Below are 24,848 nucleotides of genomic sequence, written 5' to 3'. Positions count from 1 at the left end.
GGTTCCCCCTAACGAATTAAATCATTTACAGTCTTTAATAAAGTCGCTCCACCAAGCGGCGTATATGCTTGCGGCGGAATGATACCACACGGAATAGACTCCTCTTCTGCAAATTTTTTTACAGAGTCAAATCGGTGTCTAACTTGTGGTGCAACCATTACAACATCCCAACCATTCTTTACTTCTTCCTCTACCTCATTCGTTCCAATTGCATGCACTTCCATGTTCACACCATTTTTCTCCGCTTCTTTTTTTAAAGCGTTTACAACAATTGCACTGGACATTCCTCCAGAACAGACGAACAAAACTTTCATTTGTTAATCCTCCTATACTTATAATTTATTACCCTTCAAATGAAAGGAAGTTTCACTTTACTAACAAGCATATGAAGTAGTAAATGAATTTATTTATAATGAAAGTAAATTTCATTATAAATATTTCCCCTATTAAATTAATGTTTCAATATGTAATTTTCTCTATTGCAAGGTCAACCTCGCCTCAGATATTATTTTAACTAATCATATGATAGGAGGCGTATAAATGATCGTTAAACGTTTATTAATGATATGTTGTATCGTCATCTTGTTCATCCCTTTCTCTTTCATTCCCCCTCACTCTACTTATGCTGAAGTAAATACTGCATACAAAAAACACGAATTACGTGCTGTATGGATTGCATCTGTTCTGAATATTGATTGGCCCTCAAAAACTGGCTTACCCATTGAAAAACAGAAACAAGAATTTATACGATTATTAGACGATGTAAAAAGCACTGGTATGAATACAGTTGTTGTACAAATTAAACCAACTGCTGATGCTTTCTATCCTTCAAATTACGGTCCTTGGTCTGAATACATTACGGGGACACAAGGAAAAGATCCTGGTTATGACCCGCTCGCATTTATGATTGAAGAAACTCATAAAAGAAATATAGAATTCCACGCTTGGATTAACCCATACCGAATAACGATGAATCATACCGATATAAATCGATTATCAAATAATCATCCTGCAAGGCAACATCCCGATTGGGTTGTACCTTATGGTGGAAAGTTATATTACAATCCTGGTATTCCGGAAGTGAAAAAATTTATAACAGAAGGTGCTTTAGAAATCGTACAAAATTACGATATTGATGCGCTGCATATGGATGATTATTTTTACCCATATAAAGTAGCCGGTGAAGAATTTCCAGATCAGAAAACGTACGAAACATATAATAACGGTAGATTTACAAATATAGAAGATTGGCGACGTAACAATGTAAATGAACTTGTAAAAGATTTAAATACTGCTATAAAACAAGAAAAATCATATGTAAAGTTTGGCATTAGTCCGTTCGGCGTATGGCGAAATATAGCTGACGATCCGACTGGCTCTAACACAACCGCAGGCCAAAGAAACTATGATGACCTTTATGCTGACACACGTGAGTGGATACAAAAAGGATATATTGACTACATTACACCGCAAATATATTGGAATATAGGTTTCACCCCAGCTGCATATGACATATTAGTAGATTGGTGGGTTAAAGAAACAAATAACAAACCGATTCACCTATACATCGGTCAAGCGGCCTATAAAATTAATAATAACTCCGTCCCTGCTTGGTCTGATCCAGAAGAATATCCGAGACAAATTGCATTAAACCGGCTATATCCTGAAATAAAAGGTAGTATGCATTTTAGCTTAAAAGATATTAATAACAATCCACTTGGAGTTAAAGATCGACTCTCAAAAGACATATATAAATATCCTGCATTAATCCCACCTATGCCTTGGCTTGATCATGATCCACCAAAACAACCGACTTTAAAAGGTGCCATTCCAAGAAATGAAGGTATTGCAATCGGTATCATTGACAATAGAGATAATGATTCTGCTTATTACGCTATTTACCGCACGAATGGGAAAAATGAAGTAGATATACAAAACCCCAAAAATTTACTTACTACTGTAAGAAAAACAAAACTTGGAGAAATTTATGTAGATAAAACCGCTATTTCTGGAGAAACGTATACGTATGTCGTAACTGCAGTTGATCGATTGCATAATGAAAGTGTGGCTTCTAGTAAATCTACTATTCAAGCAAAATAAAAGTAAGAGCCCGCATTTTTTTGAATGCGGGCTCTTACTTTTATTTTCGTAGTTCACTATATTGAATATGAATTCTATTCTCAGGGTTTTTATCTACTGTGTAAAGTACAAATAAGAAGAACCATTCTAGTGGCTTCATTAAAATATAAACAAAATCAGCCGACCATTTCGTATTAATATGTTTACTAATTGGATAACCGTATTTATCATAAAAATTACGAATAACTTTATGACATTTTGGTACCCGCTCCTCAATTACATTTTCAAAAGCGTTCGCAATTAATAACTGTCGATTAACTGTAATTCTTTCCCCATGCCTAATTCCTGCTCGTAATGGCTTAACGATGTTTTTATGACCTTTCACAGAAACTGTACATAAATAATGCCCATCCCCGGAGACAATTTGAGGACTTGGGGCGGGAATCTTAGAATAATTAAAACTACTTGTTTCCATAAACACTCTTATAAAACTATCTGGTTTTTGGCCAAACAGTATTAAAATAAATTGAACAATTAACAAGACAGGAAATAAACTTATCATCCAGACTGTAGCCATTTTTTGATATCCAAAAGAAATGCGATACAGCAATAATATAATTCTGTTGCTCTGCGTATAATCTTTCTCATTCTGAGATTGTATGAAATAACCTAATGTATTTCTTAATTTAGCTAAGAATAATAGACTAAATGCAAGCATTCCAACTTGAATACAAAAGACTGGAATGTATCTCAATCCTCCTAATTCCGTATAAAAAGCAGAGCCTGTATGAGTAATATAGATGAATGTATATACAATGTTTACTATCATTAAAGTACTATAAAAAATATAAAATATTGGTGAAAGTTTTATTAAGCCTGTTGTTAATCTCCAATACGAAACTCCACCTAAAATAACTAAAAGAACTACTATCGCAATGTGGTCATGTGCTAAAGAAGCATATTGATCAGACATCATTCCGTTCTTTTCGAATTTATGTAATGGTATTCCTGCTCTTACATCATTTGCATTCCACATAATACCTAAACCAAAGATAAAATAACTCAAACCTATTGATAATATTTCCTGTGGCTCGAACTTTAGTATACTTGAGGAATTCTCCTTCTTCAATTGGAAACTATCCCATGCTTTACTAATAGGGTAGCCAAGAAATAAAAATAGAATTACAAATAGTATGACTAACTCAATTAGCACAATATCATACCCCTTTTATAATAATTGTTTACACAAAGTATAAAAAAACACTCTATATTTTACCACTTATTAACGTTTGTATATACAATTTCACAAAAGATTACACTCTCTCAACTCACAAAAAAAACGCCTAAAAGCTGAAACATTCAACTTTTTAGGCGATCTCTTCTATTTATTCTTAAACTTCTCAGTCGCTGCTCTCATCTTCACATTTAAATCGTGATCAATTGAGTCGCGAATATCTCGCTCTACTACTTCCATTTCTTTTTGGAAATTTTCCAAGTAGATTTTCAATTCTTCTTCCTTCTCTGGTCTTTGTGAAGGTGGTAATTGTACTACCAACGATAACATGGCCGTTAAATCTTTCATTAAGAACGTTTCAAGTTTATGTTGTTGTTCAAACATGCGTTGCTCTTGATAGTACGGAAGTGCATTCAATACTGAAATTGTAATATCATCAACCGTTCTTTGTAATGAAGGATTTATTGAGCGTTTATACGCTTGAATTGTATTTAATGCGTCTGGATAACGGTCATAAAAATACAATTTGTAAAATGATAAGTCTGTCGGTTTTACAGTTTGTTGTGTTTCTTGTCTTAAGAAATCTTTCACTTTCATCGCAGCCACATCGATATCTTCATTCGTAAACTTTTTCGTAGTTTTTGCCATTACATGCACTTTTTTCTGCTTTTCTTTCGGTAACATCGAGAAGACTTGTTCTCTCGTACGTTGACCTGATGCACAAAATAGAGTATTTAATGTATTTTGTTCTTTCTTTCCTTCAGTGCGAATCCAGCGATAAAACAGTGGATGTTGTGTAAATTCTTGTAGAAACGGTATTGATTTGTTTGATAACTTATCTAAAGAATCTTGCGCTCTTTTATATGGCTTCGCCCATGAAAAATACAACTTCCGTCCGAAATATACGACTAAAACAACAACAGTAAATGCTATTAAAAGCAATGTACCGAGTAGTAATAGTACTGTTTGAATGAAACTCATTTGTTCACCTCCTCTAATAATCCGTTATTTCCTTGGACGCTGAATGAGTTTCTGCTTCATCTCATCATTAAATGTGTCTAGTTCAATAACGAACTTCTTACTTGACTCGATAATACGTTCTGACGATTTTTCAGATGCTTCAATTGCAGCGAACACATTTTGGAATGATTCACGTAATTTATCCATGCTAATAGCGGGATTTTCAAGCAATTTCGTCGTCTCTTCTGTATTTTGTTTTAACGCTTGAGAATTACTTAATACCATCGATTCAATTGCTTCATTCGTCGCATTTACAGCGTCAATTGTTTTACGTTGATTCGTTAATGCTAGCTGAATAGCAGCTGAAACTGTTACAACGTTTTGCGTCATCGTAATTGCATTTCGTATTGCCTCTGTTAACTTTTCGTTATTTTTCTTAATGATGTCTACAGAAGCTATCGATTGTAATAATACACTTTTCGCTTGCTGCATATTACGTGTACGTACAAGTATCTTTTCTAACGCATCGTTAATTAACGGAATATCTCTTTGACGCTCTGGGTTTTGTTTCTCAGCTTCAAGCATGCCAGCAAGCTTTTTCCCTAAGTATACTTGTTTATCAAGCGCATGAATTTTATCGTGCGATTGTTCTTTTAACATTTCAAGACCAACTGTATCCTCTTGTAAGTTATCACGGCCAATTAGAAGGGATCTAATAATTTCCTCGATTTGTTTATCTATAGATTGGTATTTATGCACGTATGTTTCAAGTGGATTTTTCTTGAATACTTTAAACATTATTTTCTTCATACCACTTGCTTTAAGTGAATTGGGATCAAGCTCTGATACCACTTTTCGTAATTCTAACAATGTATTTGGAATTTCTTCATTTTTCCCATTCATCATCGCTGTTACAGGGCGTTTTAAAGCTGATAACGTTTGTCCTGCTGCTTGTTGCTCTTTATCCCCTAAATCTCCTAGCTGAGACAATACTTTTGATAAATCTGTATTTTGCTCGCTATTTAACTTTTGTACATAAAGATCAGCTTCTTTATTTAGTTCCTCTAATTCTTCATCTTTTATAACTGTATCAACTACTACTTCTACATTATTATCTTTCACAATGGATACAGGTTCTTTTTTCTCGAGTTCAGTCAACAAAATCGCTCCTTTATTTATATGTGCGAATTTATATGCACTATATTTCATCAATTATATCGTATTTCATATACATTCTGACTGCTTGAAATCGATTTTTTTAGAAATGTCTGTTTATGCAGTCATTCCCTGTTTCTTACTATAAGTATACCTGTAATCAACATAATTTTCCTCAGACTTAAGACCTAGAGAACTACATGCTGAAGGCGGATTCTTCATATATTTCCTAAATAATTTATGTTCTTTTAATCGTGCTACACTCAATCTTTTGACATTCACCCGTTTTCAATGTGATAATTCTATTACACTCACTTCTATTTATTTTTGCGAGCTACAAATGCTCCCTTTTGAAACGCTAATAACACCGTTTCAAACGTATCATCTTCTTCAATCATTTTTATAAACTCATCTAATTCACTCGCATGAGAAGTTGCATTATCAACAACAAGAAAACCTTTTGGTTGTAACATACGTTTTATATGCTCAAACCACCACATGTATTGCGTGCGCTCTGAATCTAGGAAAATAAAATCAAATGAATGATCTAATTGTGAATCTAAAAATGCCCCTGCTTCTTGATTATGAATATCGATTCTTTGTAACAGGTTTGCCTTTTCAAAATTGACAAGTGCCTCTCCAACTCGTTCTGAAGAAAGCTCTACAGTTGTTACATTTCCATTTGTTTCTTCTACTGCATTAGCTAACCACAATGTAGAATAACCATTAGAAGTTCCAATTTCTAAGATGTTTTTTGCATTACACCCTTTTACTAAAATTGATAAAAATTGCCCCATCTCACGAGAAACATTCCGTAATTTTTCTTCCCTTGTTTTTTTATTTCGATCATGCTCTTCTCCATATTGTTCAAGTTGCAATAATAATGAATCTACTGTATCCATTCTTTTCATCGCCTTTCCAAGCAATATGATGAAAAAAGCTCTTGCTGCCCGTCTACTTTTTATTATATGCGAAACAAAAACCTTTTTCCTGTTATATGACAAAGATTTATAATTTTTTATAGCATATTGTTTCGTTTTTTGGTAAAGTTAATTTCTACGTGCAATTATTCCATTCATATTATTTCATATTAAAATTGCAGTTATTAAATTATATAAACCCCATTTAAATGAATCGGTATTTCAAATTCAATTAAGCGCCCTTTTCGGACGCATTTTCTTTGTTTATATATTTCCAGAAGAAAGGATGCTTACAAATGAACGTTATTAGCTTAGATGCTGCTCGAAAACGAAAGCAGCATAAAAAATTAATGATTACTATACCGATTATTACACGTATTTATGAAGAAGACGGGGAAATTAAATTTGAGGTAGCCGGCGAAAAAGATGTACCTCTTGAAATGTTAGAAAAATAATAAAAAACGCATTTCTGAAGAAATGCGCTTTTTTATATTTTTACATTTAAATGCATAAGTTTTTCAGGATTAACCATCATATAAATATTTGAAATCTTCTCATCCTCAAATGCAAACGAAAGAACATACGTTACTTTATTATTTATTGTAACTATAACTCCTGGTATACCATTTACCATTTTGAAATCAACAGTGTACTCTTCTGTCAATCGTTGTGCAATCCCAAAGAACAAACGTATAATTCGATCTGCAGAATAAATCGGATTGATCGCAGTCGTAACTTTACCGCCACCATCAGCTTTGAGTATAGCATCTGTTTTTAATACTTCTAACATACCTTCCGCATCCCCACACTGTAATGATGATACAAACTTTTCAACATAAGAAGCCATTTTCTCCGTGCTTAATTTTGATTGCTTCGGTTTCTCCAACATGCTTTTTCGAGCACGTTGAAAGATCTTCCTGCAGTTCACACTACTCTTATCAACAATTGAAGCTATTTCTTCGTATTCATAACTGAAAACCTCTCTTAATATGAAAACAATCCTTTCTACCTCAGATAACTGTTGTAAAAGTAATAAATATGCGGTGGAAAGGGATTCTTTCATTATAAAAGACTTTGATGGCTCATCACTCTCTTCTACAATTGGCTCTGGTAACCACATCCCTACATACACGTTACGCTTATGCGCTGCCGATCGTAATTTATCAATTGAACGATTTGTCGCCATCTTACATAAATATGCTTTCATATTTTCTATAGATTGAGGATCTTCTATATTATTTAGCGAGATAAATACATCTTGAACGATATCCTCAGCATCCATAACACTCCCAAGGATTCTGTATGCTAACGAAAATAATAATGGTTGATACGCTTCATATAACTGCTCCGTTTCCATGATGAACTGCCTCACTTTCATATTGCTTTAAAATGTGTAACGCTGCACGTTTCCCGCTTGCTACCGCAGCATCAGCTAATATTTCATCATGCCCTGCCCAATCTCCTGCAACATAAACACCTGGCATTTCAGGTATATTAGGGCCCGGTTTTTCAACACGGTCAATATGAGGAAAATCATGTACTACTGTTATTTTCGGTAAATATTGCTGTGCAACAACTTCTCTTTTCCAATTTGGATGTAACAACTCCATCGTACTTTCCAATTGTTCTTTATCTTCATGAATATGATTCATCTCTAGCACAGGATTATGGTACTTAATTAGACTCACTGCAATTGATCCATCTTCACTTAATTTAGCTGCTCTCGATTGATTTGTGAAAAATATAGGTTGATCTAATCCTAATACAAATTGATGTGTAGGATTGGGTAATTGTCTCAAGCCAATATCTAATGCAGCAACAGTAACCGGTACCGATTGTTCACTCCATCTATGCAAACTTGTTCCTTCTGCACCTTTTATTATTTTACAAGCTTCTTTCGGCGGAGTCGTCACGATAACTGTGCCTACTTCAAAAACCTCATGATCAACACAATGTATTCTTTGTTTATCTTCGGAATGCTCAATTTCCACAACATGCTTTTTAGCCAAAAACTGTACCCCAATATCATTCGCTATAGCTCTTAATTTTGTTATTATCGTCTCCCAACCACCATCTACATAAAGCACCCCCTCTTTTATAGAAAGCTGTATTTGCTTTAGTACAGATGATGCTAATTGTATTGTAGGAGCAAACGTATATGTTGTTGTCCGGCATAGCGCATAAAATATATTGCGAACCATTGGATCTTTTATTTCATTTTCTGCCCATGTAGTTAGACTCATTTTCGGAACTTCTCCTACATCTAAATTTCCTAAACGCATCATAAGACGTGAGAATTGTACTTTTGCAGACCAAGAAAGTAGTGGTGTTGATAAAATTGAGTAAAAATCTGTTGGGATAGTGAATATATCCCCTTTCCATATTCCATGTGCTTTTGTAGATGGTATTCCACCTGGAAGATTCATACCGAGCTCATTACAAGTTATAAACGCTGTCCCGCCTCTATATAAAGCATGTGCACCAAGATTCATGCAGATTCCATTTTTATTTATAGTCATCCCTCGGCCACCGAATTGACTAGACTTTTCTAATACAATCACTTTCCTTCCAGCTTTCGCTAAATATATAGATGCTGTTAATCCAGCAAGCCCACCGCCAACAATTGCTATATCAAATGTATCCATAATAAAATCCCTCCTCAATCGTTCTACATACAAGACGAACGATTAAGGAGGGATGTGACATAAAAATAAATTTTTATTACCCTACTTTATTTCATTACTTTTTAATTCGATCATATTGCATACGAAATAACTCAATTGCAAATGGAATATCCTCTTCACTCTTTAAATAATAACTGATCCATCCTGATTCAGGTAATACGTGATGTGGTTTTACCAATCCTTGCTTCACTAATTCATCTCTCTTTAACTTCGGAAATGGTAAATCAGCTAATTTATCACCATGAAGATGCCCAAGTTCTTTCTTACCATAATTTATTTCAATACCACCAAATCGATGCGGTTTTTCAGAAACACCCGCCCAGCTGAGTACTTCATTTCTAATCATTTCACTAAATGACATGAACATTCACTCCTTATAAATGATTGATGTAATTTTAAATTAACATTTTCATTACTTTTTTCCATCAATCCAAAGTATGAATGGGAATACGAATATAGTTTAGTCTTAACACCTTATTCTTTATGGAATAAGTGAATTTATTAAGCTACCGACAACAGCACAAAACAAAGACTAGACACATATCCTAATTTTGTAACCTAACTTACCTATAGAAAGGCGGGTAATACAATTGACTGCCAACATCGACTATACCTCCCCCTCAACCAATTTTACTTATGATGTAAATAAAAGTAATTTTTTTCGGAAAGATGCCAAAAATTATATAAATGTACTTGGTATTAAACAATTAAATACTTTAGAAAATACTTCATTATTAGATATTTATTTAAGTACAGGAAATGTTGTAGAGCCACATATTCATCAAAATGCAGCTGAACTTGTTTATTGTATTTCAGGGTCTGCTGTTGTTTCTTTACTTAATCCATTTACGAATCAAATATTAAACTTACCGATAAAACCCAGGCAAGTTGCCAACATTCCACAAGCATGGTGGCATTATGAAATTGCTACAGCAGATAATACTCATTTATTAGCTATTTTCAATGCCCCAACGCCAGAAGTTATTTTCGGTTCTGACATTTTAAGATTAACTCCTGCTCATATGATGGCCCATACTTATTGTCTCAATGAACAACAATGGAAACAAGCGGTTTCTCCTATCCAATCAACTGCTGTAATTGGCCCTCCGGCAAACTGTAATCAAAACCGCGAAATGAAAAATTATCCACCCCAGCCCCCCGCTCAACAACATAATCCGTATTGCCAAGACTCTTATTACTTTCCTCTTTACTGGGGTTATTAATTTATAATTTTTCAAAAGAATCATCATTTATCTCCTAGGAAAATACCGAGGAGATTTTTTATTGTATCTTCTCTTCCTATTAATAATAGTAACAATTGATAGTGTACATACATATAATATTTATATATTAAATTGGAGGTGATAGTACTATGAGTAATTATAACTATCGAAAAAACTACTCTTATAATAAAAATAGTAGCTCTTCAGCATCCTCTCAATCTTCCAATTCGCAATCTTCCAATTCCCAATCGCAAAGAGACTTAACTCAGCAAGGCTATGTAAAGAAAAAAGGATGTAACTGCAATAAAAATAAATAGTTTATTTTATGGATGAATTCTTTTTTAAAAGAATTCATCTTTTTTTGCTGATTGAAATTTTTTAAGTTACATAATTTATTCCTTAAATAAGAAAGGGGAAATTATACTTTTTTATACGAACTTAACAAAGAGTAATTGTTCATTTAATTTATTACATATTTCCCCCAAAAATATAGTCCTTCCTAAATTTATTAGGAAGGACTATATACGAACCCCTGTTTAATTTCCTATTAACATTGTAACAAATTAGACGATATTAAGACCTGCGCTTACAAATCCGGCAACTGCAGCTATTGGACTAGCTCCTGTTAATGAAACATATACTAATATTTTATCCCCAGCAACTACTGGAACATTATAAGCTTGGATTCCTGTTGCTGTAGTACCAATTGCTATTGCTGGTAATGCTGGTGTTAATAATAGAGGTGGCGCTACTGGTGTAAACGTATTACTTGCAGCAGGTGCGATAAATATTTGCATCTGAATTTGAACAGGTGCTAATGGAGCTAACGCCGCTGTTGCACTAAAGAATCCTGCTAATGACGTGATAATTCCATCACGTGGTGCTACAAATGCATAATCACCTACAACACCTGGTAGTATTGTGAGAGTTCCTCCCACACCTGGAGCTATGCCAGGCTGACTAAATCCAAATCCAAGAAGAGTTCCTGTATTAGCTAATGCCGCATTAACTAACAGAGCTGGTGTTGTACCTGAAGCGAATGGAATAATAGCTCCGCCACCAGTTGCTCCCGTTGCACCAGTTGCTCCCGTTAGACCTGTTGCTCCTGTCGGGCCTGTTGCTCCTGCTAGACCTGTTGCTCCTGTCGGGCCTGTTGCTCCGGTTGGACCCGTTGCTCCTGCTAGACCTGTGTCTCCCGTTGGACCTGTTGGGCCTGCTGCTCCAGTATCTCCTGTTGGACCTGTTGCTCCCGTTGCTCCTGCTAGACCTGTGTCTCCCGTTGGACCTGTTGGACCTGTTGGGCCTGTTGCTCCTCCTCCTGGACCTGTTGGACCTGTTGGGCCTGTTGCTCCTCCTCCTGGACCTGTTGGACCTGTTGGGCCTGTTGCTCCTCCTCCTGGAGTAGCACCAATTAATTGAGTTAATAAGTTTAATAAAAGTTGTAAACTTGCAGGGTCAATAATTAAAGAGAAGAAGAATGGTGCAAGAGCACTATAGAATTGTTGTAATAAAGAAAGCAATTGACCTAAATCTGGGTTAGGAGATTGTAGTAAATTGATAATACTTTGAATTAATTGTTTTAAGAAATTCCCTTCTGGAGAAGGTGCTAATTCATTTAGTAAGTTCAATAGTTGAGTAAACAAATTGAGTAAAGCTAATCTGTTTGCATCACTTGGGTTTGCAAAAAACGCTGCAATAGCCGCTATTAAAGAGTTTAGTAAAGTAATTAATCTACCTAATTGCTCACTAGTAATTGGAACTGTTTGTGGATTATTACAACAATCTGGAGTGAAAACAATCGGATTATTGCAGTGGTTATGACCAAAACAATTATTGTTTGTCATTTATGTCCTCCTTACTTGTTTTATATTTGAGTTTTTCCTATTATAAGGATCATAAAGTTGTAAAAAAACATGTTATATATTGACTTAAAATAGGAAACATGAAATATAATTAAACTTAAAAACGTTATTTAATTATGTTCATGACTCACATATTAATTATATGTTTTTAATAATTGACTGCTTAGATTAAATACCTAAACTTACGGGTTTATTTTATTTTTCCACGTTTATCTCTTAGGTTTAAATACACATATTAATTTGAATATACTCAACAATTAACAGTGCCATTTTTTTATATAAATATACATTATTTCTTTACTAAGATTGTGTTCTCTTTTTAAACATGAAGCCGTTTGTATTATAGAGGACTCTCATATAATATATTGAAAAATTCATTTTATATTTTATTCCAATACACTGTGGAAAGGATTGAAGTTAAAATTCCTATCATTCAACCATTTATGACAGCTAGAAATTGAATGTACCTTCACTTAATTTTAACTATTTAAATATAAAACAAAAAAGGACAGATTCCTTTTCATTAAGGATCTGTCCTTTTAATTAATAATGATAAATTGTAATATAATTGAAGATCCTTGCGATGGTGGTTGCGTATCCAATAAAGTTAATTTACCAGTACTCACTTCATATAATGGTTGTGGTTGTAGTATTCCGTTAACAAACAAATTAATATAAGAAACTTCACTAGGAGACAAAATATTCGTTGTACCATATTGAGGTATCCCGTCAGCATCTGTATATATAAGTTTCTCTCCATCTGCAAAAGTGTAATATAACAAATTGGTTGTGGTTATAGGACCGATACCCCCAGTAGGACCTGTTGCTCCGGTTGGGCCTGTTATTCCAGTCGGTCCTGTTTCTCCGGTTGGACCTGTTATTCCAATTGGGCCTGTTTCTCCGGTCGGCCCCGTTATTCCGGTTGGGCCTGTTGCTCCTGTTATTCCGGTCGGCCCCGTTTCTCCGATTGGGCCTGTTATTCCGGTCGGCCCCGTTTCTCCGGTTGGGCCTGTTATTCCAGTCGGTCCCGTTTCTCCAGTTGGACCTGTTATTCCGGTTGGGCCTGTTGCTCCGGTTGCTCCTGTTATTCCGGTCGGCCCCGTTTCTCCGGTTGGGCCTGTTATTCCGGTCGGCCCCGTTTCTCCGGTTGGGCCTGTTATTCCGGTCGGCCCCGTTTCTCCGGTTGCTCCTGTTATTCCGGTTGGGCCTGTTATCCCTGTTGGTCCAGTCGGTCCTGTTTCTCCGGTTGGAATATAAATTGGTGGAAGAATCGGAAAGGTAGGTCCAATATTTTCTGGTCCTATCATCCCCTTATTCAATGATAAATTGTCATTGCGTTTCAATTTAATACCTCATTCCACATGTTTTTTAATTCATACACATCATTATGACCCTATCATTAAAGAAAAAATTTATAACTATTCTCTTTTTTCTTCCCAAAGAATTATTACATATATTAAACATTTTACCGTTGCTATAACCGCTTTAATTAATATAATAAATTAATCATTCTATTTAAAAAGTACTAAATCTATAACATTCTTATTTAAAAAGTTGAGGTGATTTATATTCAAGATAATAATGAAATTAGAAAAAAGGAATTAATATCAATGGCTCTTGACATTATTTTCCCTTACAGGCTTACTGGACCTACGGGGCCTACCGGGAATACTGGATCTACCGGCAGTACTGGGCCTACCGGCAGTACTGGATCTACTGGGTCTACTGGGTCTACTGGGAGTACTGGGCCTACCGGCAGTACTGGGTCTATCGTTACAACCAACTCTATGTTCGCTAATAATACATCAGGTGGTCCTGTTTCAGTCATATTAGGAGGAACAAACATTCCACTTTCAAATAACCAAAGTCTTGGTAATTTTACAGTTAACGCTTCAAATGACGTATTTACAATTCCTGTAACTGGAAGATATCATTTAACCTATCAAGTTAATACGACAACCGCTCTACTTGCTGGAACTAGACTACTATTAAACGCTTCTACGCCAATTCCTGGCTCTATTTTTTCTCCCGCTTTATCAACTTCAAATTATAGTAATAATTTAATTACTAATTTAAATGTTGGTAATACAATTTCACTACAATTATTTGGTATATTATCTGTCGTGAATTTAGTTGGAGGTGGATCAACAGGTGCCTCTCTTACAATTATACGAATTGATTAAAAAATGATTCATTCTTTTTATAATAAACAACCTAAATACTCAATTGGTAAATATTACGATAGTAATTACGTAATAAAAGTAAATTGTACTATATCCATAGTAGAAAACATCTATACTAAATTTTCCGTATATATATTATCAATTTACACTTCCCCCATGTCGATGTTACATTAAAGATGAAGATTGTTTCTTTTTTACAGACCATCTCAATATGTATTTGAGGAACATCTCCAATCCTATACGCGAGAGCAATACTATATTGACACTCAATTGAGTGTCTTTTTTTATATTCAAAAAAATAAAACCATCTCTTATAGATGGTTTTAACAATACACTTTTACTCTTCATATTATTGCCAGCTTATAAAGCTGGATAATAAATAGTCATACTTAACCGAGTTAATGTTCTTCCTGAGTTAGTATAAGTATGCGGTCTATCCGCCTTAAAGCGAATTGAGTCCCCATTATTTAACGTATATTGACAATCATTTATGTCAATTGTCAATTCCCCTTCAAATACTGTTATAAACTCCTCTGTTCCTTCTTTATGCGCTTCTGAACTTAATTTCCCTTCTGTATCAATTTCAACCATATAGATTTCAAAGTTCCTATCATCTTGGAAAGGAAATGAGGGATACACCTTATATTTCCCATTGTCTTCAGACAATACTTGAACATCATTTCGTAAAACTACTTTCGTATCAGGCTTTGGATTATTGATTAAAGAGGTAAAGGATACTTTCAAACCATTAGCAATTTTCCATATTGTCGTTATTGTCGGGCTTGAATCTCCTCTTTCTATTTGTCCAATCATTGTTTTACTTACACCTGTTAATTGAGAGACCTTTTCTAAACTTAATTTTTCTTTTTCACGTATTGATTTTAAATTTTTTGCCAGAATAAGTTGAATTTCTTCCATAAAAAACACTCCTACACTGTATACAATATAACGACCGTTATGTATAATAAAAAACGTTATATTGTTCTTTTTGGTCATTATAACACACAAAAAATAAGGAGGTTGAAATGCCTATATTTTCTTTTTTGTTATTTGTATTTATAAGTAGCTTCACACCTGGTCCTAACAATTTCTTAGCTATGACATACGCAAATCAACATGGATTAAAGAGAAGCATAAACTTTTGCTTTGGAGTAGCATTCGGTTTTTTCATCCTCACTTCTTTATGTAGTTTCTTTAATATTGTATTAATTAATATTGTCCCTATAATTGAATTTCCTTTAAAAATTTTAGGTGTCACGTATATGCTATATTTAGCCTTTAAAATAATCACTAGTAAAGGCGGTGCAGATCACAATGAAAAAAATAATAAAAACTTATTTACAGTGGGTATTTTCCTTCAATTTTTTAACCCTAAAGGAATATTATTCGGACTCACAGTAGTCTCTACTTTTATACTCCCTTACTACAATTCATATTCAAGTTTTCTACTTTTCTCATTATTTCTAGGTATAGTCGGTTTACTGAGTACATTTAGTTGGAGCCTTTTTGGTTCCATGTTTCAAAAACTTTTATTAAAACATAATCAATTATTTAACATCATTATGGCTGTTTTATTAGTTTTCAGTGCTATTTCAATTGTTATCCACTAGCTATCAACTCATTCTGGATGCTTTTTTTCATCCTCTTTTCTGTATACACCACATCATTATTATAATAATCTTAAAATGTTTTTATTAATAATCCATTTCGTAGTTCTAATTTATGGATTGGGACTACGAAATAAACTAGAATGTTTCTCACTTTATAATATTAATTTTGTTTTGTGACGCTAGCTTAATAAAGCTCTTCAATATTATTCAATTTAATATTATACGATTGTATGCAAAATGAAAACAATAAGTCTACAACATAGGCATTTGAAAATCTTTTTATAATTATAGAAAAAAGATACGTTATAATATAAATTACTGTTCTTTAGGAGGATCACAATGTCTGATAAGTATAAATTTTTAATTCTCATTGTTACCGCATTTTTTCATTCTTTTCTTTAATAAAAGATTTTCGCAATACTTCAAAAAGTTTCTTTTGGGGTAGTTTTATAATTCTTACAAGCTTCATGATACTATTAATACATGCTCTAGATTTAACTCAAATATTTTTTTATCCAAAGCAAATTGCGCTTGAATTTATTACAATACCACGTAAATTATTTCTACCATCTGTCACTGAGGCCGCCAGTTTCCCTCCAACACTAAGATAATAATTTGATGAAGAGCTCTTTCTAAAAGAGCTCTTTTTTAACCTGAACGTACCATATACAAAATCCAACCTTAATCACTTAATTACTTATAAGAATCTAACTTGTAAAACGCATAATAATTATATTTATTTACTAGTATACAAGCCGTATCTCTTAGTAGAAGCACAGCATAATATACGATACAGGACAAAACTTTCAAAAAAACTTGTCTGAGTTAATTCTCAAAAAGGGGTGAATATAAATGCCTATCGTTAAACCTTTTATAGCTGGAAGACGATTTGTAAGTACAGCAGCAACAGGAACTGCTGCTGGAGCAGATTTAACTTTTGCTAACACAGACTTCACTGATGACACTGGTGCTGTAACAACATTCCCTGCTTCATATGCCTTTTTAACACTTTATATTAATGGTGTTATTCAAACAGGTGATACTATTACTGGTGTAACTACTACAGCTGCTACTATTGTAGGAGGAGCTGTCCTAGATGGAGGCACTCCTATCGCAATTGAATTTACTATAACGTAACTTTAGTTGTCTTTTTAGAGGTTTCATTAAAAGAAACCTCTAATTTTAAAAGTTCATATCAATTTTAGTAGCAACTACATAATACAGTGCATATACTAGATAGAATGATAGAAATTTATACTCACTCTCAAAAAGAGCACTTATCTATAGTGATCTTTTATATAGCGCAATAATTTTTCGTCTATTTGCTCTTGGAGAACCTACTAAGCAGTTAGCTAAATTAGCTAACTGCTTTTTCCATATAGTATTTATTATTATTCATAGCTTTATCCGTAATAGTAACGCTTATGCACTATCTACTATAAATTTTCATATATTGTATTATGCTTGTCCAAAATGTGAAGTTAATACTCACGAAATCTAAATACAAGAAAGGAGTGAAAATATGCGCTCATCCATTCGTAAATTCGCTAATTTTAATTGTGAAGCACAAGCATCTAGTACACTACCTGCCCTAGGTTTTGCCTTCAATGCTACTTCACCTCAATTTGCAACATTATTTACACCACTACTATTACCTAGTACAGGCCCAAATCCTAACATTACTGTCCCTGTAATCAATGATACAATTAGTACTGGAACTGGTATTAAAATTCAGGTAGCTGGTATTTATCAAATTAGCTATACATTAACGATTAGCCTTGATAACGTTCCAGTAGCCCCGGAAGCAGCACGCTTTTTCTTGACATTAAATTCATCGACTAATGTTATTGCAGGATCCGGAACCGCAGTCCGTTCTAATATTATCGGAACTGGTGAAGTCGATGTATCAAGTGGTGTCATTCTAATTAACTTAAACCCTGGTGATTTAATTCAAATTGTCCCCGTTGAAGTAATAGGTACAGTAGATATTCGTTCTGCAGCGTTAACAGTTGCGCAAATTCGTTAATAAAGTGAAACTTTAATGAGCTCTCACCAATCGGGCTTTTACGGGCAGTCCAGCCCCCACCTAACTTCTTTGCTTCCACTAAATTTTGAGGTGGGGGTCTTACTGCCCGGCAAATAACAGGATAAAAACAAAAGACTTGGCTAATTAACATTTAATATGTTCCTTATACACAATATCTTTTTATAGATTTTACACACATTTATATCAAACAAGCATATTTTATTGTATGACTATATAGTCATACAAATCTAAAGCGTTCATAAAAGCACACTTATATGTGTGCTTTATTTTTAATTAAAACCTACAACATTCTCACACAATATCCATATATTATCTTGATTCCTCTCTAAATATATGGTTTGTCTCAGAGCGCTTTTAACAGTGCTCTTTTTATTTAAATTCCAATTTTTAAGGTTCAATTTTATGATTTACGTTATACACATGCTACGCTACTTTTGAAACAAGGTATACATCCAAAGACTGTAAGTGAACACTTCAGTTATAAACATATGTTCATAACATTAAATCGCTATTCACATGTTTTGCCTGGAATGCAGGAGGATACTGTTAAAACATGTAGTGAAAAACTATTTGAATAGTAATATTTATAAATATAAAAAATGCGGTTTCTCCTCTCAAGAGAAACCGCAACATATCAATGCTTTTACTATATTTTAAACTGACTCGTATACAAATCAAAATAGAATCCTTTATCTTTCATAAGAGATTCGTGATCCCCTCTTTCTAAAATTCTTCCATCCTTTATAACAAGGATTTGATCTGCTTTTTCAATTGTTTTAAGTCGATGAGCGATCACAAAACTTGTGCGACCTCTCATTAAATTATTTAGTCCTGCTTGTATTTGTAATTCTGTTCTTGTGTCAATATTAGATGTCGCTTCATCGAGAATTAATATATCTGCATCTGCTAAAATTGCTCGTGCAATCGCAAGAAGTTGTTTTTGTCCTTGACTTAAATTCGATCCTTCTGAAGCAATTTCTGTTTCATATTGATTTGGCAAATGCTTAATAAAAGTATGTGCAGATGCTGCCTTAGCCGCAGTGATGACTTCTTCATCAGTAGCATCTAAGCGTCCATAACGGATATTATCCATAATCGAACCAGCAAATAAATACGTATCCTGTAAAACTACTCCTATTTTACTTCGTAAAGAATTAATATCATAATCTTTTATATCTTTTTCATCAATATGAATTTGTCCTTGCTGTATATCATAAAAGCGAGTTAACAAATTAATGATTGTTGTTTTCCCTGATCCAGTCGGACCAACTAAAGCAATTGTCTCTCCTGGCTGCGCTTTAAGACTCACTTCTTTTAAAATCGTTTTATTCTCTGCATAGCCAAATGAAACATTCTCAAGTGCAACATGCCCTTGTAAATTTTGTACAACAAATGCGTCTTTTTTATTTTGAATTTCTGGTACCTCATCCATAATCTCAAAAACACGTTCTCCACCAGCAACTGCCGCTTGAATTGTATTCATTAAAGTCGCAAATTGACTTAACGGTCTTGAGAATTGACGAGAATAATTAATAAAAGCTGCAATAACACCTACTGTTGTCATTCCGTTTAAGACCATAACTGATCCAGTCCCAATGACAAGCCCCATACCTAAGTTATTAATAAAGTTCATACTTGGAAAAATAAAAGCTGAAAATGTATCAGCCTTCGTAGCTGAAACTCTTAGCTGTTCATTAATTTTATTGAAATTTTGTACAGTTTCTTTTTCTTTTCCGTACAACGTCGTAACATCCGCACCTGTAATTGCTTCCTCAATAAATCCATTTAATTCACCTAAATCTTTTTGACGCTTCGCAAAGTTTTTACCACTATATGCAACTAGTTTTTTTGTAACGTAAAACATAATAGGTACTGTAATTAAAGTTACAATTGCTAAAATCCAATTTAAAGCGAACATCGCAATCGTTACACCTATAAAAGTTAACGCTGATGAAATAATTTGTACAACACTTTGTGTCAAAGCTTGATTCAAATTATCTATATCATTTGTCACCCGGCTCATTAAATCACCTTGAGAACGCACATCAAAGAACCGTAAAGAAAGCGTTTGGATTTTCTCAAAAATATCTTGTCTTATTTTTTGAATTGTTTTTAATGCAACGTTAATCATGACAAATGTTTGTAACCATGTTAAAAGTACAGTTACACCGTAAATCGCGATAAGTAACATACACATTCTTGCTGTACCACTTAAATCTTTCGGTACAATATATTGATCTATAATGACTCCCATAAAATAGGGACCTAATAATCCAAGTAAAGTAGTAACAACGACTAGAAATATAACAAACATAAGAGCAGCTTTTTGATAGCCCATATAGTTCCATATCCGCATTACAGTTCCTTGAGCATTTTTAGCTTTCCCCATCTTTGGCGTGTTTCGTCCACCTTTATTAGCAAATTGCCCTTGAAAATTACGCATGTTCTTCCCCACCTTCTTTATGCAAATTACCACCTTGGGAAAGATAAATTTCCTGATAAACCTCACTTTGTTCTAATAATTGTTCATGTGTACCATTGCCAACTAATTCACCATTATCTAATACAAGTATTTTATCCGCATCCATTATGGAAGAAATTTTGGACGCAATTAATAAAGTCGTTGTGCCTTTATATTTTGTTTTTAAAGCTGTTTGAATAGTAGCCTCTGATTTCGCATCAACTGCTGATGTAGAATCATCTAATATGAGAATCGGTGGTTTTCTCACAAGTGCCCTTGCAATTGATAGACGTTGTTTTTGTCCACCTGATAAATTTGTCGCACCTTGTGTTAAATTATATTGATAAGATTCTCCCAGCTTATTGATAAACTCAGTCGCACAAGCTGATGCAGCTGCTACTTCCAGCTCATCATGTGTTGCATCTTCTTTACCATAACGTAAATTCTCTTCTATACTACCTGAGAACAACAAAGCCTTCTGAGGTACAAACCCTATTGAAGCACGGAGTTTTTGCAAATCATATGTTTTAACATCTATTCCATCTATACATATTTCACCTTGATCAACATCATATAGACGTGGTAACAGCTTCGCTAAGGTAGATTTACCACTTCCAGTCGATCCAATAATCCCTACTTTTTCACCTTTTTGTATGCTAAACGAAATATCTTTTAAAACGTATTCATTATTTTTCGTATAGCTATAACTAACATTTTTAAATTGAATATTCCCCTCGATTTTCTCAGGTTCGATCGCATTCGCTCCGCTTATAATATCAACCTCTGTATTTAACACTTGCTGTACACGATCCGCAGATGGAAAAGCTCGCGCAATTTGAATAAATACCATGCTAATCGACATAAGTGACATTAAAATGATATTCAAGTAATTAATAAATGCCAAAATCGCTCCTACTTGAAGCGTTCCATTGAATACTTTTTCCCCACCAATCCATAATGTTGCGACAATCCCGCCACTTACAACTAGCATAATGATTGGCATCATTAAAGAAATAAGCTGCACAGCTCGAATATTTATCTTCGTTAAATTTGTATTTACATTTCCAAATTGAGCGATTTCATATTTTTGTCTTACATACGCTTTTATAACACGCACACCAGATAAATTTTCTTGTAACTTTGTATTGACTTTGTCTAATGCCTCTTGCACCTTTTTAAATGTACCACTTGCTTTGCTTGCAATTAAAATAATCGCAAGTAATAAAATTGGAATAACTACAAGTAATATTGGAAATAACTCTCGCGCTGTTACAAAAACAATAATTATACTTCCAATAAACAACAGCGGACCACGAACGAGAACACGTAATGTCATTGTCATTGCCGATTGGATGGAAGTGATATCATTCGTCACAATCGTTAATAATTTACCTGTTCCAAATGAATCACGATTATTACTAGAAAATGTTTCTATTGTCGCAAACACATCTTTTCGTATGTCTGTAGCGAAATTAACAGCTGCTTTTGTAGAATACATCATACACCCAAGCCCTCCAACTAAACCGAGTGCTGCTGCTCCTATCATAAGAAGCCCCATTTTTATTACATAATTTAAATCCCGATTTGCAATCCCAACATCAATGATATGTTGCATAATAGTCGGTTGAATTAAGTCCATCGCAACCTCAAGTACCATAAATAGCGGTCCAATAATAGCGAAGAACATGTATGGTTTTAAATACTGTAATAACTTACGAAATGATTTCATACATAATCTCCTTTTCCTATGAAATTACCACTGAATAATTCATATCCCTCCTTATTTAAGCGATATTTTTTGCAATTTCTTCATTACTTCTATTATATTATGTAAATTAATATTTAACATTATTAAATGATAAGTATTAATGACTTTCTGGTCAATACATATGCTTTATATTATGTAAATACAAAAACCGCATTCTTAATAAAAAGAATACGGTTTTTTCATCTATATTTCTTCAATTGTAAAATTTAAAAACTCAGTCTCAAATCCCTTATTTTTAGAAGGACTACACGTGTAAAAACCTATTTTAATAGGCTCATTCCCTATATCCTCCATTAAATGAGCGATTCTTATTTGTTCCCATTGATGGCTCTTTTTCACATATATTGTATAATCACCGCGTTTTCGAATAATGCGAAAACGAAGTTGTTGCTTAGCTGCTTCAGTTGGATAATCTTGCGTTGACCAGTCAGAATATCCATTATTCGTTACGACAGCACCTAAGTGAGATGGACCATCTGGAATATATTCTAATGAAGTTTTCAGCCAACAGTTCTCCGAAATCATAACAAAAAGACCTGCTTGATCGAATTTTGAATTTGGATTCATACGTAACTGAACTTCAGCTTGAAAGTCTGTCATCATCTCATTATAAAATACATGACCATTCATTACTTCAAAACCATAATGTGTTTTAAGCCAAAAATCGGTTTCTGCTTTCGAACGGACAATAAACGCATGATTGTCATTAATTTTATAGTATTCAGGTACATTCATTATAGTGAGTTGCTCAATACTTTCTGGTATATACGATATATTCATAGCTCCTCCATAACAAAGCATTTATATAGACATTTAAAACTCCGCTAATACTGGGAATTTATAACCTTTAAAATCTAACTCTTTATCACTTCGAACCATTAAATACTTGCTAGACTGTAATTCTGTAAACTGTACATCCTCAACCCCTAATTGATCCGGAGAAAAATAAAATTCGATTTCCGTAAACCTTTCATTGATTTCTCCACATAATTCATCTAAAACCGGAAGTACTGGCGCAAATACTCCAAATAATTTCAACTTTTCATTGTCTACTTCATAAACGATTAAAGCATCTAGTTTCTCTGAATAATACAGTTTCTCATTCCATTCTGAATCATACATATTCAAATAAAATGAAGGATGGAAGTTTAAAGTTGAAAAACTATTTGAAAGTCTTTGGCTACTATCAATAGTTTCATGTATTAACTGTCTATTCTCTATATTATAGAAATCTAACTTTTTAAGTAGTGAATCGTTATTATTAATATTTTTATCATATGGTATAGTCATCAAATATTCCTGCACAACTTCAAATCCAAATGCTGTATATAGTTCAGGTTTTTCCGTAAACAATAATGCACATTCACATTTCTTATCGATTTCCTCTATCATTTTACTCATTAATTGTGTCATTAGCCCTTGTCTACGGAAATTAGGGTGTGTCATTACTGATTGAATACCCGCTGCATTTATTTTTTCACCATTAATTAATAATGGGAGTGAAAATGCCGAAACATTTGCAATCACTTTACCTTCTTGTAAAAATGATAAAGCTTTATATGTATCATCCCAATATCCTTTATCCGAAAAATCATTTAATGTTTGAGTTGCAATTCCAAACACTTCTTCAAATAAAGGAAATAACTGCTCTCTTTTCGGTTCTTCTATTAGAAGACTTGCCAATTTTTCAACATTCCCCATGTTGTACCTCCAAATGTTAAATTCCATTAAATTAGATATACTTATATGACCTACTCTTAAAAATAGAGGTCTTACCAATCAATATACTATCATAAAACATAAAAAAAAAGTCTAATTAATTTTATGTTTTGAGTATTTGAAAATAAGTCGAATAAAAAAATATTAAGATTTTCGGATATTAATTAGTTTATTTTATAAAAATAGCGCTTTCTAATTAGCTTTTACTAATAGAAATACACTATTTATAATAAAATATTTTTATTCTTTTATCCCTTCAAGTCTTTCCTTCGTATTAATTTCTTCTCCACTTATACGCTTTTCAAAAGACTTTCTCCAACTATTTGAAAGTGCATTTACTTCTAATATTCTTTTTACCCCTTCAATATTTTGTTTTTCCTTGTGCATAATACGGTTAGCGAATGCTACTGAAACACCTTTTGGATCAGACTGTAGTCTTTTTAAGGTGTCGACTGATGATACCCATCCTTCTTTTAATACACGAAAATAAAATCCTGTATATCCTGTTTCTTGAAAATATAGTGGTAACTTTGGAATATTATATTTTTTTGCTAATTTAAAACAAGGTTGCCTTGGTTGTGTTACCTGTACGATTGCCTGTCCTAGCTCAAACGTATCACCAATACAAACATCCTCTTCGCTCATACCACTAACTGTTACATTTTCTCCGAAAGCCCCATATACAAGATCTTGATTCAATTCTTTTTCCCAGTATGGATAGTGATCACCAGTATAAACACAAACTGCTTTATCTACTCCTCCATGATGAACTAAGTCAGCTTGTCCATCCCCATTAAATTTTACAAAGGATAAATATACCGGTTCCTTTACTTGTTTCTTATTTATGCCTGTATGAACTACCTTTCCGCCGTATGTAACCTCTTTTGGTAACCCTATATTTAAAGATAATAATTGATATTCATTAGCCATTCTATTTCCTCCT

Annotated in this window: 23 protein-coding genes and 1 pseudogene; 8 read left to right on the top strand and 16 right to left on the bottom strand. The window is 33.6% G+C overall.

Going from position 1 to position 24,848, the window contains the following annotated elements; genetic code table 11:
• Positions 1–8 precede the first annotated feature (8 nt).
• Positions 9–314: a PTS sugar transporter subunit IIB gene (locus ACTFRH_RS08325; RefSeq protein WP_000865909.1), complete on the bottom strand. Its 306-nt coding sequence runs from the start codon at positions 312–314 to the stop codon at positions 9–11.
• Between the two features lie 226 nt (positions 315–540).
• Between ACTFRH_RS08325 and ACTFRH_RS08320 the strand changes: the two genes are divergently transcribed.
• Positions 541–2,100, top strand: a complete 1,560-nt coding sequence (locus ACTFRH_RS08320) for a glycoside hydrolase family 10 protein (RefSeq protein WP_000636013.1) — start codon at positions 541–543, stop codon at positions 2,098–2,100.
• Between the two features lie 40 nt (positions 2,101–2,140).
• On the opposite strand, the gene ACTFRH_RS08315 is transcribed toward ACTFRH_RS08320, so the two are convergent.
• The 4 genes from ACTFRH_RS08315 to ACTFRH_RS08300 form a co-directional block, all read right to left on the bottom strand.
• The gene (locus tag ACTFRH_RS08315; RefSeq protein ID WP_000904387.1) at positions 2,141–3,292 is read right to left on the bottom strand and encodes a DUF6688 domain-containing protein; all 1,152 of its coding nucleotides are present in this window, start codon (positions 3,290–3,292) and stop codon (positions 2,141–2,143) included.
• Between the two features lie 168 nt (positions 3,293–3,460).
• Positions 3,461–4,294: a DUF3974 domain-containing protein gene (locus ACTFRH_RS08310; RefSeq protein ID WP_000008360.1), complete on the bottom strand. Its 834-nt coding sequence runs from the start codon at positions 4,292–4,294 to the stop codon at positions 3,461–3,463.
• A gap of 24 nt (positions 4,295–4,318) precedes the next feature.
• The gene (locus ACTFRH_RS08305; RefSeq protein WP_000137407.1) at positions 4,319–5,431 is read right to left on the bottom strand and encodes a toxic anion resistance protein; all 1,113 of its coding nucleotides are present in this window, start codon (positions 5,429–5,431) and stop codon (positions 4,319–4,321) included.
• 314 nt (positions 5,432–5,745) lie between these two features.
• Positions 5,746–6,339 carry an O-methyltransferase gene (locus ACTFRH_RS08300; RefSeq protein ID WP_002094007.1) on the bottom strand — a complete coding sequence of 198 codons (594 nt, stop codon included), beginning with the start codon at positions 6,337–6,339 and terminating at the stop codon, positions 5,746–5,748.
• Positions 6,340–6,644: 305 nt separating this feature from the next.
• Here ACTFRH_RS08300 and ACTFRH_RS08295 point away from each other — a divergent pair, with 305 nt between their 5' ends.
• Entirely contained in the window at positions 6,645–6,803 is a 159-nt protein-coding gene (locus ACTFRH_RS08295; RefSeq protein WP_001100984.1) for a hypothetical protein, read from the top strand.
• A gap of 32 nt (positions 6,804–6,835) precedes the next feature.
• On the opposite strand, the gene ACTFRH_RS08290 is transcribed toward ACTFRH_RS08295, so the two are convergent.
• The 3 genes from ACTFRH_RS08290 to ACTFRH_RS08280 form a co-directional block, all read right to left on the bottom strand.
• The gene (locus ACTFRH_RS08290) at positions 6,836–7,705 is read right to left on the bottom strand and encodes a sigma-70 family RNA polymerase sigma factor (protein WP_000447142.1); all 870 of its coding nucleotides are present in this window, start codon (positions 7,703–7,705) and stop codon (positions 6,836–6,838) included.
• Positions 7,683–8,993, bottom strand: a complete 1,311-nt coding sequence (locus tag ACTFRH_RS08285) for a phytoene desaturase family protein (protein WP_000379300.1) — start codon at positions 8,991–8,993, stop codon at positions 7,683–7,685. Before ACTFRH_RS08285 ends, ACTFRH_RS08290 begins: the two co-directional genes overlap by 23 nt.
• A 94-nt stretch (positions 8,994–9,087) precedes the next feature.
• Positions 9,088–9,393, bottom strand: a complete 306-nt coding sequence (locus ACTFRH_RS08280; RefSeq protein ID WP_000010319.1) for a luciferase domain-containing protein — start codon at positions 9,391–9,393, stop codon at positions 9,088–9,090.
• Between the two features lie 229 nt (positions 9,394–9,622).
• Here ACTFRH_RS08280 and ACTFRH_RS08275 point away from each other — a divergent pair, with 229 nt between their 5' ends.
• Positions 9,623–10,255, top strand: coding sequence for a cupin domain-containing protein (locus tag ACTFRH_RS08275; RefSeq protein WP_000126316.1), 633 nt, complete (start codon positions 9,623–9,625; stop codon positions 10,253–10,255).
• A gap of 563 nt (positions 10,256–10,818) precedes the next feature.
• Here the strand turns inward: ACTFRH_RS08275 and ACTFRH_RS08270 are convergent.
• Together ACTFRH_RS08270 and ACTFRH_RS08265 are read right to left on the bottom strand one after the other, a co-directional pair.
• Entirely contained in the window at positions 10,819–12,099 is a 1,281-nt protein-coding gene (locus ACTFRH_RS08270) for an exosporium glycoprotein BclB-related protein (protein WP_440048726.1), read from the bottom strand.
• Between the two features lie 557 nt (positions 12,100–12,656).
• Positions 12,657–13,460 carry a DUF4183 domain-containing protein gene (locus tag ACTFRH_RS08265; RefSeq protein WP_440048727.1) on the bottom strand — a complete coding sequence of 268 codons (804 nt, stop codon included), beginning with the start codon at positions 13,458–13,460 and terminating at the stop codon, positions 12,657–12,659.
• 216 nt (positions 13,461–13,676) lie between these two features.
• Here ACTFRH_RS08265 and ACTFRH_RS08260 point away from each other — a divergent pair, with 216 nt between their 5' ends.
• Complete coding sequence (locus ACTFRH_RS08260; RefSeq protein ID WP_003301219.1) at positions 13,677–14,300, top strand: BclA C-terminal domain-containing protein; 624 nt, start codon at positions 13,677–13,679, stop codon at positions 14,298–14,300.
• Between the two features lie 360 nt (positions 14,301–14,660).
• Here ACTFRH_RS08260 and ACTFRH_RS08255 read toward each other — a convergent pair whose 3' ends face one another.
• A complete protein-coding gene (locus tag ACTFRH_RS08255; protein WP_003301221.1) occupies positions 14,661–15,296 on the bottom strand; it encodes a helix-turn-helix domain-containing protein in 636 nt (211 codons plus the stop codon).
• 29 nt (positions 15,297–15,325) lie between these two features.
• On the opposite strand from ACTFRH_RS08255, the gene ACTFRH_RS08250 reads away from it, so the two are divergent.
• From ACTFRH_RS08250 to exsF, 4 genes and pseudogenes are all read left to right on the top strand, one after another.
• A complete protein-coding gene (locus ACTFRH_RS08250) occupies positions 15,326–15,910 on the top strand; it encodes a LysE family translocator (protein ID WP_001121277.1) in 585 nt (194 codons plus the stop codon).
• A 339-nt stretch (positions 15,911–16,249) separates the two neighbouring features.
• Positions 16,250–16,521 (top strand): annotated as a pseudogene (locus ACTFRH_RS08245) (hypothetical protein).
• A gap of 241 nt (positions 16,522–16,762) precedes the next feature.
• On the top strand, positions 16,763–17,047 hold the full coding sequence (locus tag ACTFRH_RS08240; RefSeq protein WP_001123247.1) for a DUF4183 domain-containing protein: 285 nt from the start codon (positions 16,763–16,765) through the stop codon (positions 17,045–17,047).
• A gap of 385 nt (positions 17,048–17,432) precedes the next feature.
• On the top strand, positions 17,433–17,936 hold the full coding sequence (gene exsF, locus ACTFRH_RS08235) for an exosporium protein ExsF (RefSeq protein ID WP_001257879.1): 504 nt from the start codon (positions 17,433–17,435) through the stop codon (positions 17,934–17,936).
• 667 nt (positions 17,937–18,603) lie between these two features.
• Here the strand turns inward: exsF and ACTFRH_RS08230 are convergent.
• From ACTFRH_RS08230 to ACTFRH_RS08210, 5 genes are all read right to left on the bottom strand, one after another.
• On the bottom strand, positions 18,604–20,400 hold the full coding sequence (locus ACTFRH_RS08230) for an ABC transporter ATP-binding protein (protein WP_001243553.1): 1,797 nt from the start codon (positions 20,398–20,400) through the stop codon (positions 18,604–18,606).
• On the bottom strand, positions 20,393–22,147 hold the full coding sequence (locus tag ACTFRH_RS08225; protein ID WP_000834795.1) for an ABC transporter ATP-binding protein: 1,755 nt from the start codon (positions 22,145–22,147) through the stop codon (positions 20,393–20,395). Before ACTFRH_RS08225 ends, ACTFRH_RS08230 begins: the two co-directional genes overlap by 8 nt.
• 222 nt (positions 22,148–22,369) lie before the next feature.
• Positions 22,370–22,966 carry a DUF1349 domain-containing protein gene (locus ACTFRH_RS08220; protein ID WP_001027685.1) on the bottom strand — a complete coding sequence of 199 codons (597 nt, stop codon included), beginning with the start codon at positions 22,964–22,966 and terminating at the stop codon, positions 22,370–22,372.
• Positions 22,967–22,999: 33 nt separating this feature from the next.
• Positions 23,000–23,887, bottom strand: a complete 888-nt coding sequence (locus ACTFRH_RS08215; protein WP_000528662.1) for a GNAT family N-acetyltransferase — start codon at positions 23,885–23,887, stop codon at positions 23,000–23,002.
• Positions 23,888–24,145: 258 nt separating this feature from the next.
• On the bottom strand, positions 24,146–24,835 hold the full coding sequence (locus tag ACTFRH_RS08210) for an MOSC domain-containing protein (RefSeq protein ID WP_001263004.1): 690 nt from the start codon (positions 24,833–24,835) through the stop codon (positions 24,146–24,148).
• Between the last annotated feature and the right edge of the window lie 13 nt (positions 24,836–24,848).

This window comes from Bacillus cereus group sp. MYBK216-1, from assembly GCF_051916495.1.
GTDB classification, from domain to species: domain Bacteria; phylum Bacillota; class Bacilli; order Bacillales; family Bacillaceae_G; genus Bacillus_A; species Bacillus_A thuringiensis_K.
The sequence above is the reverse complement of the archived record's forward strand: the minus strand, read 5'-3'. Positions and strand labels throughout refer to the sequence as shown.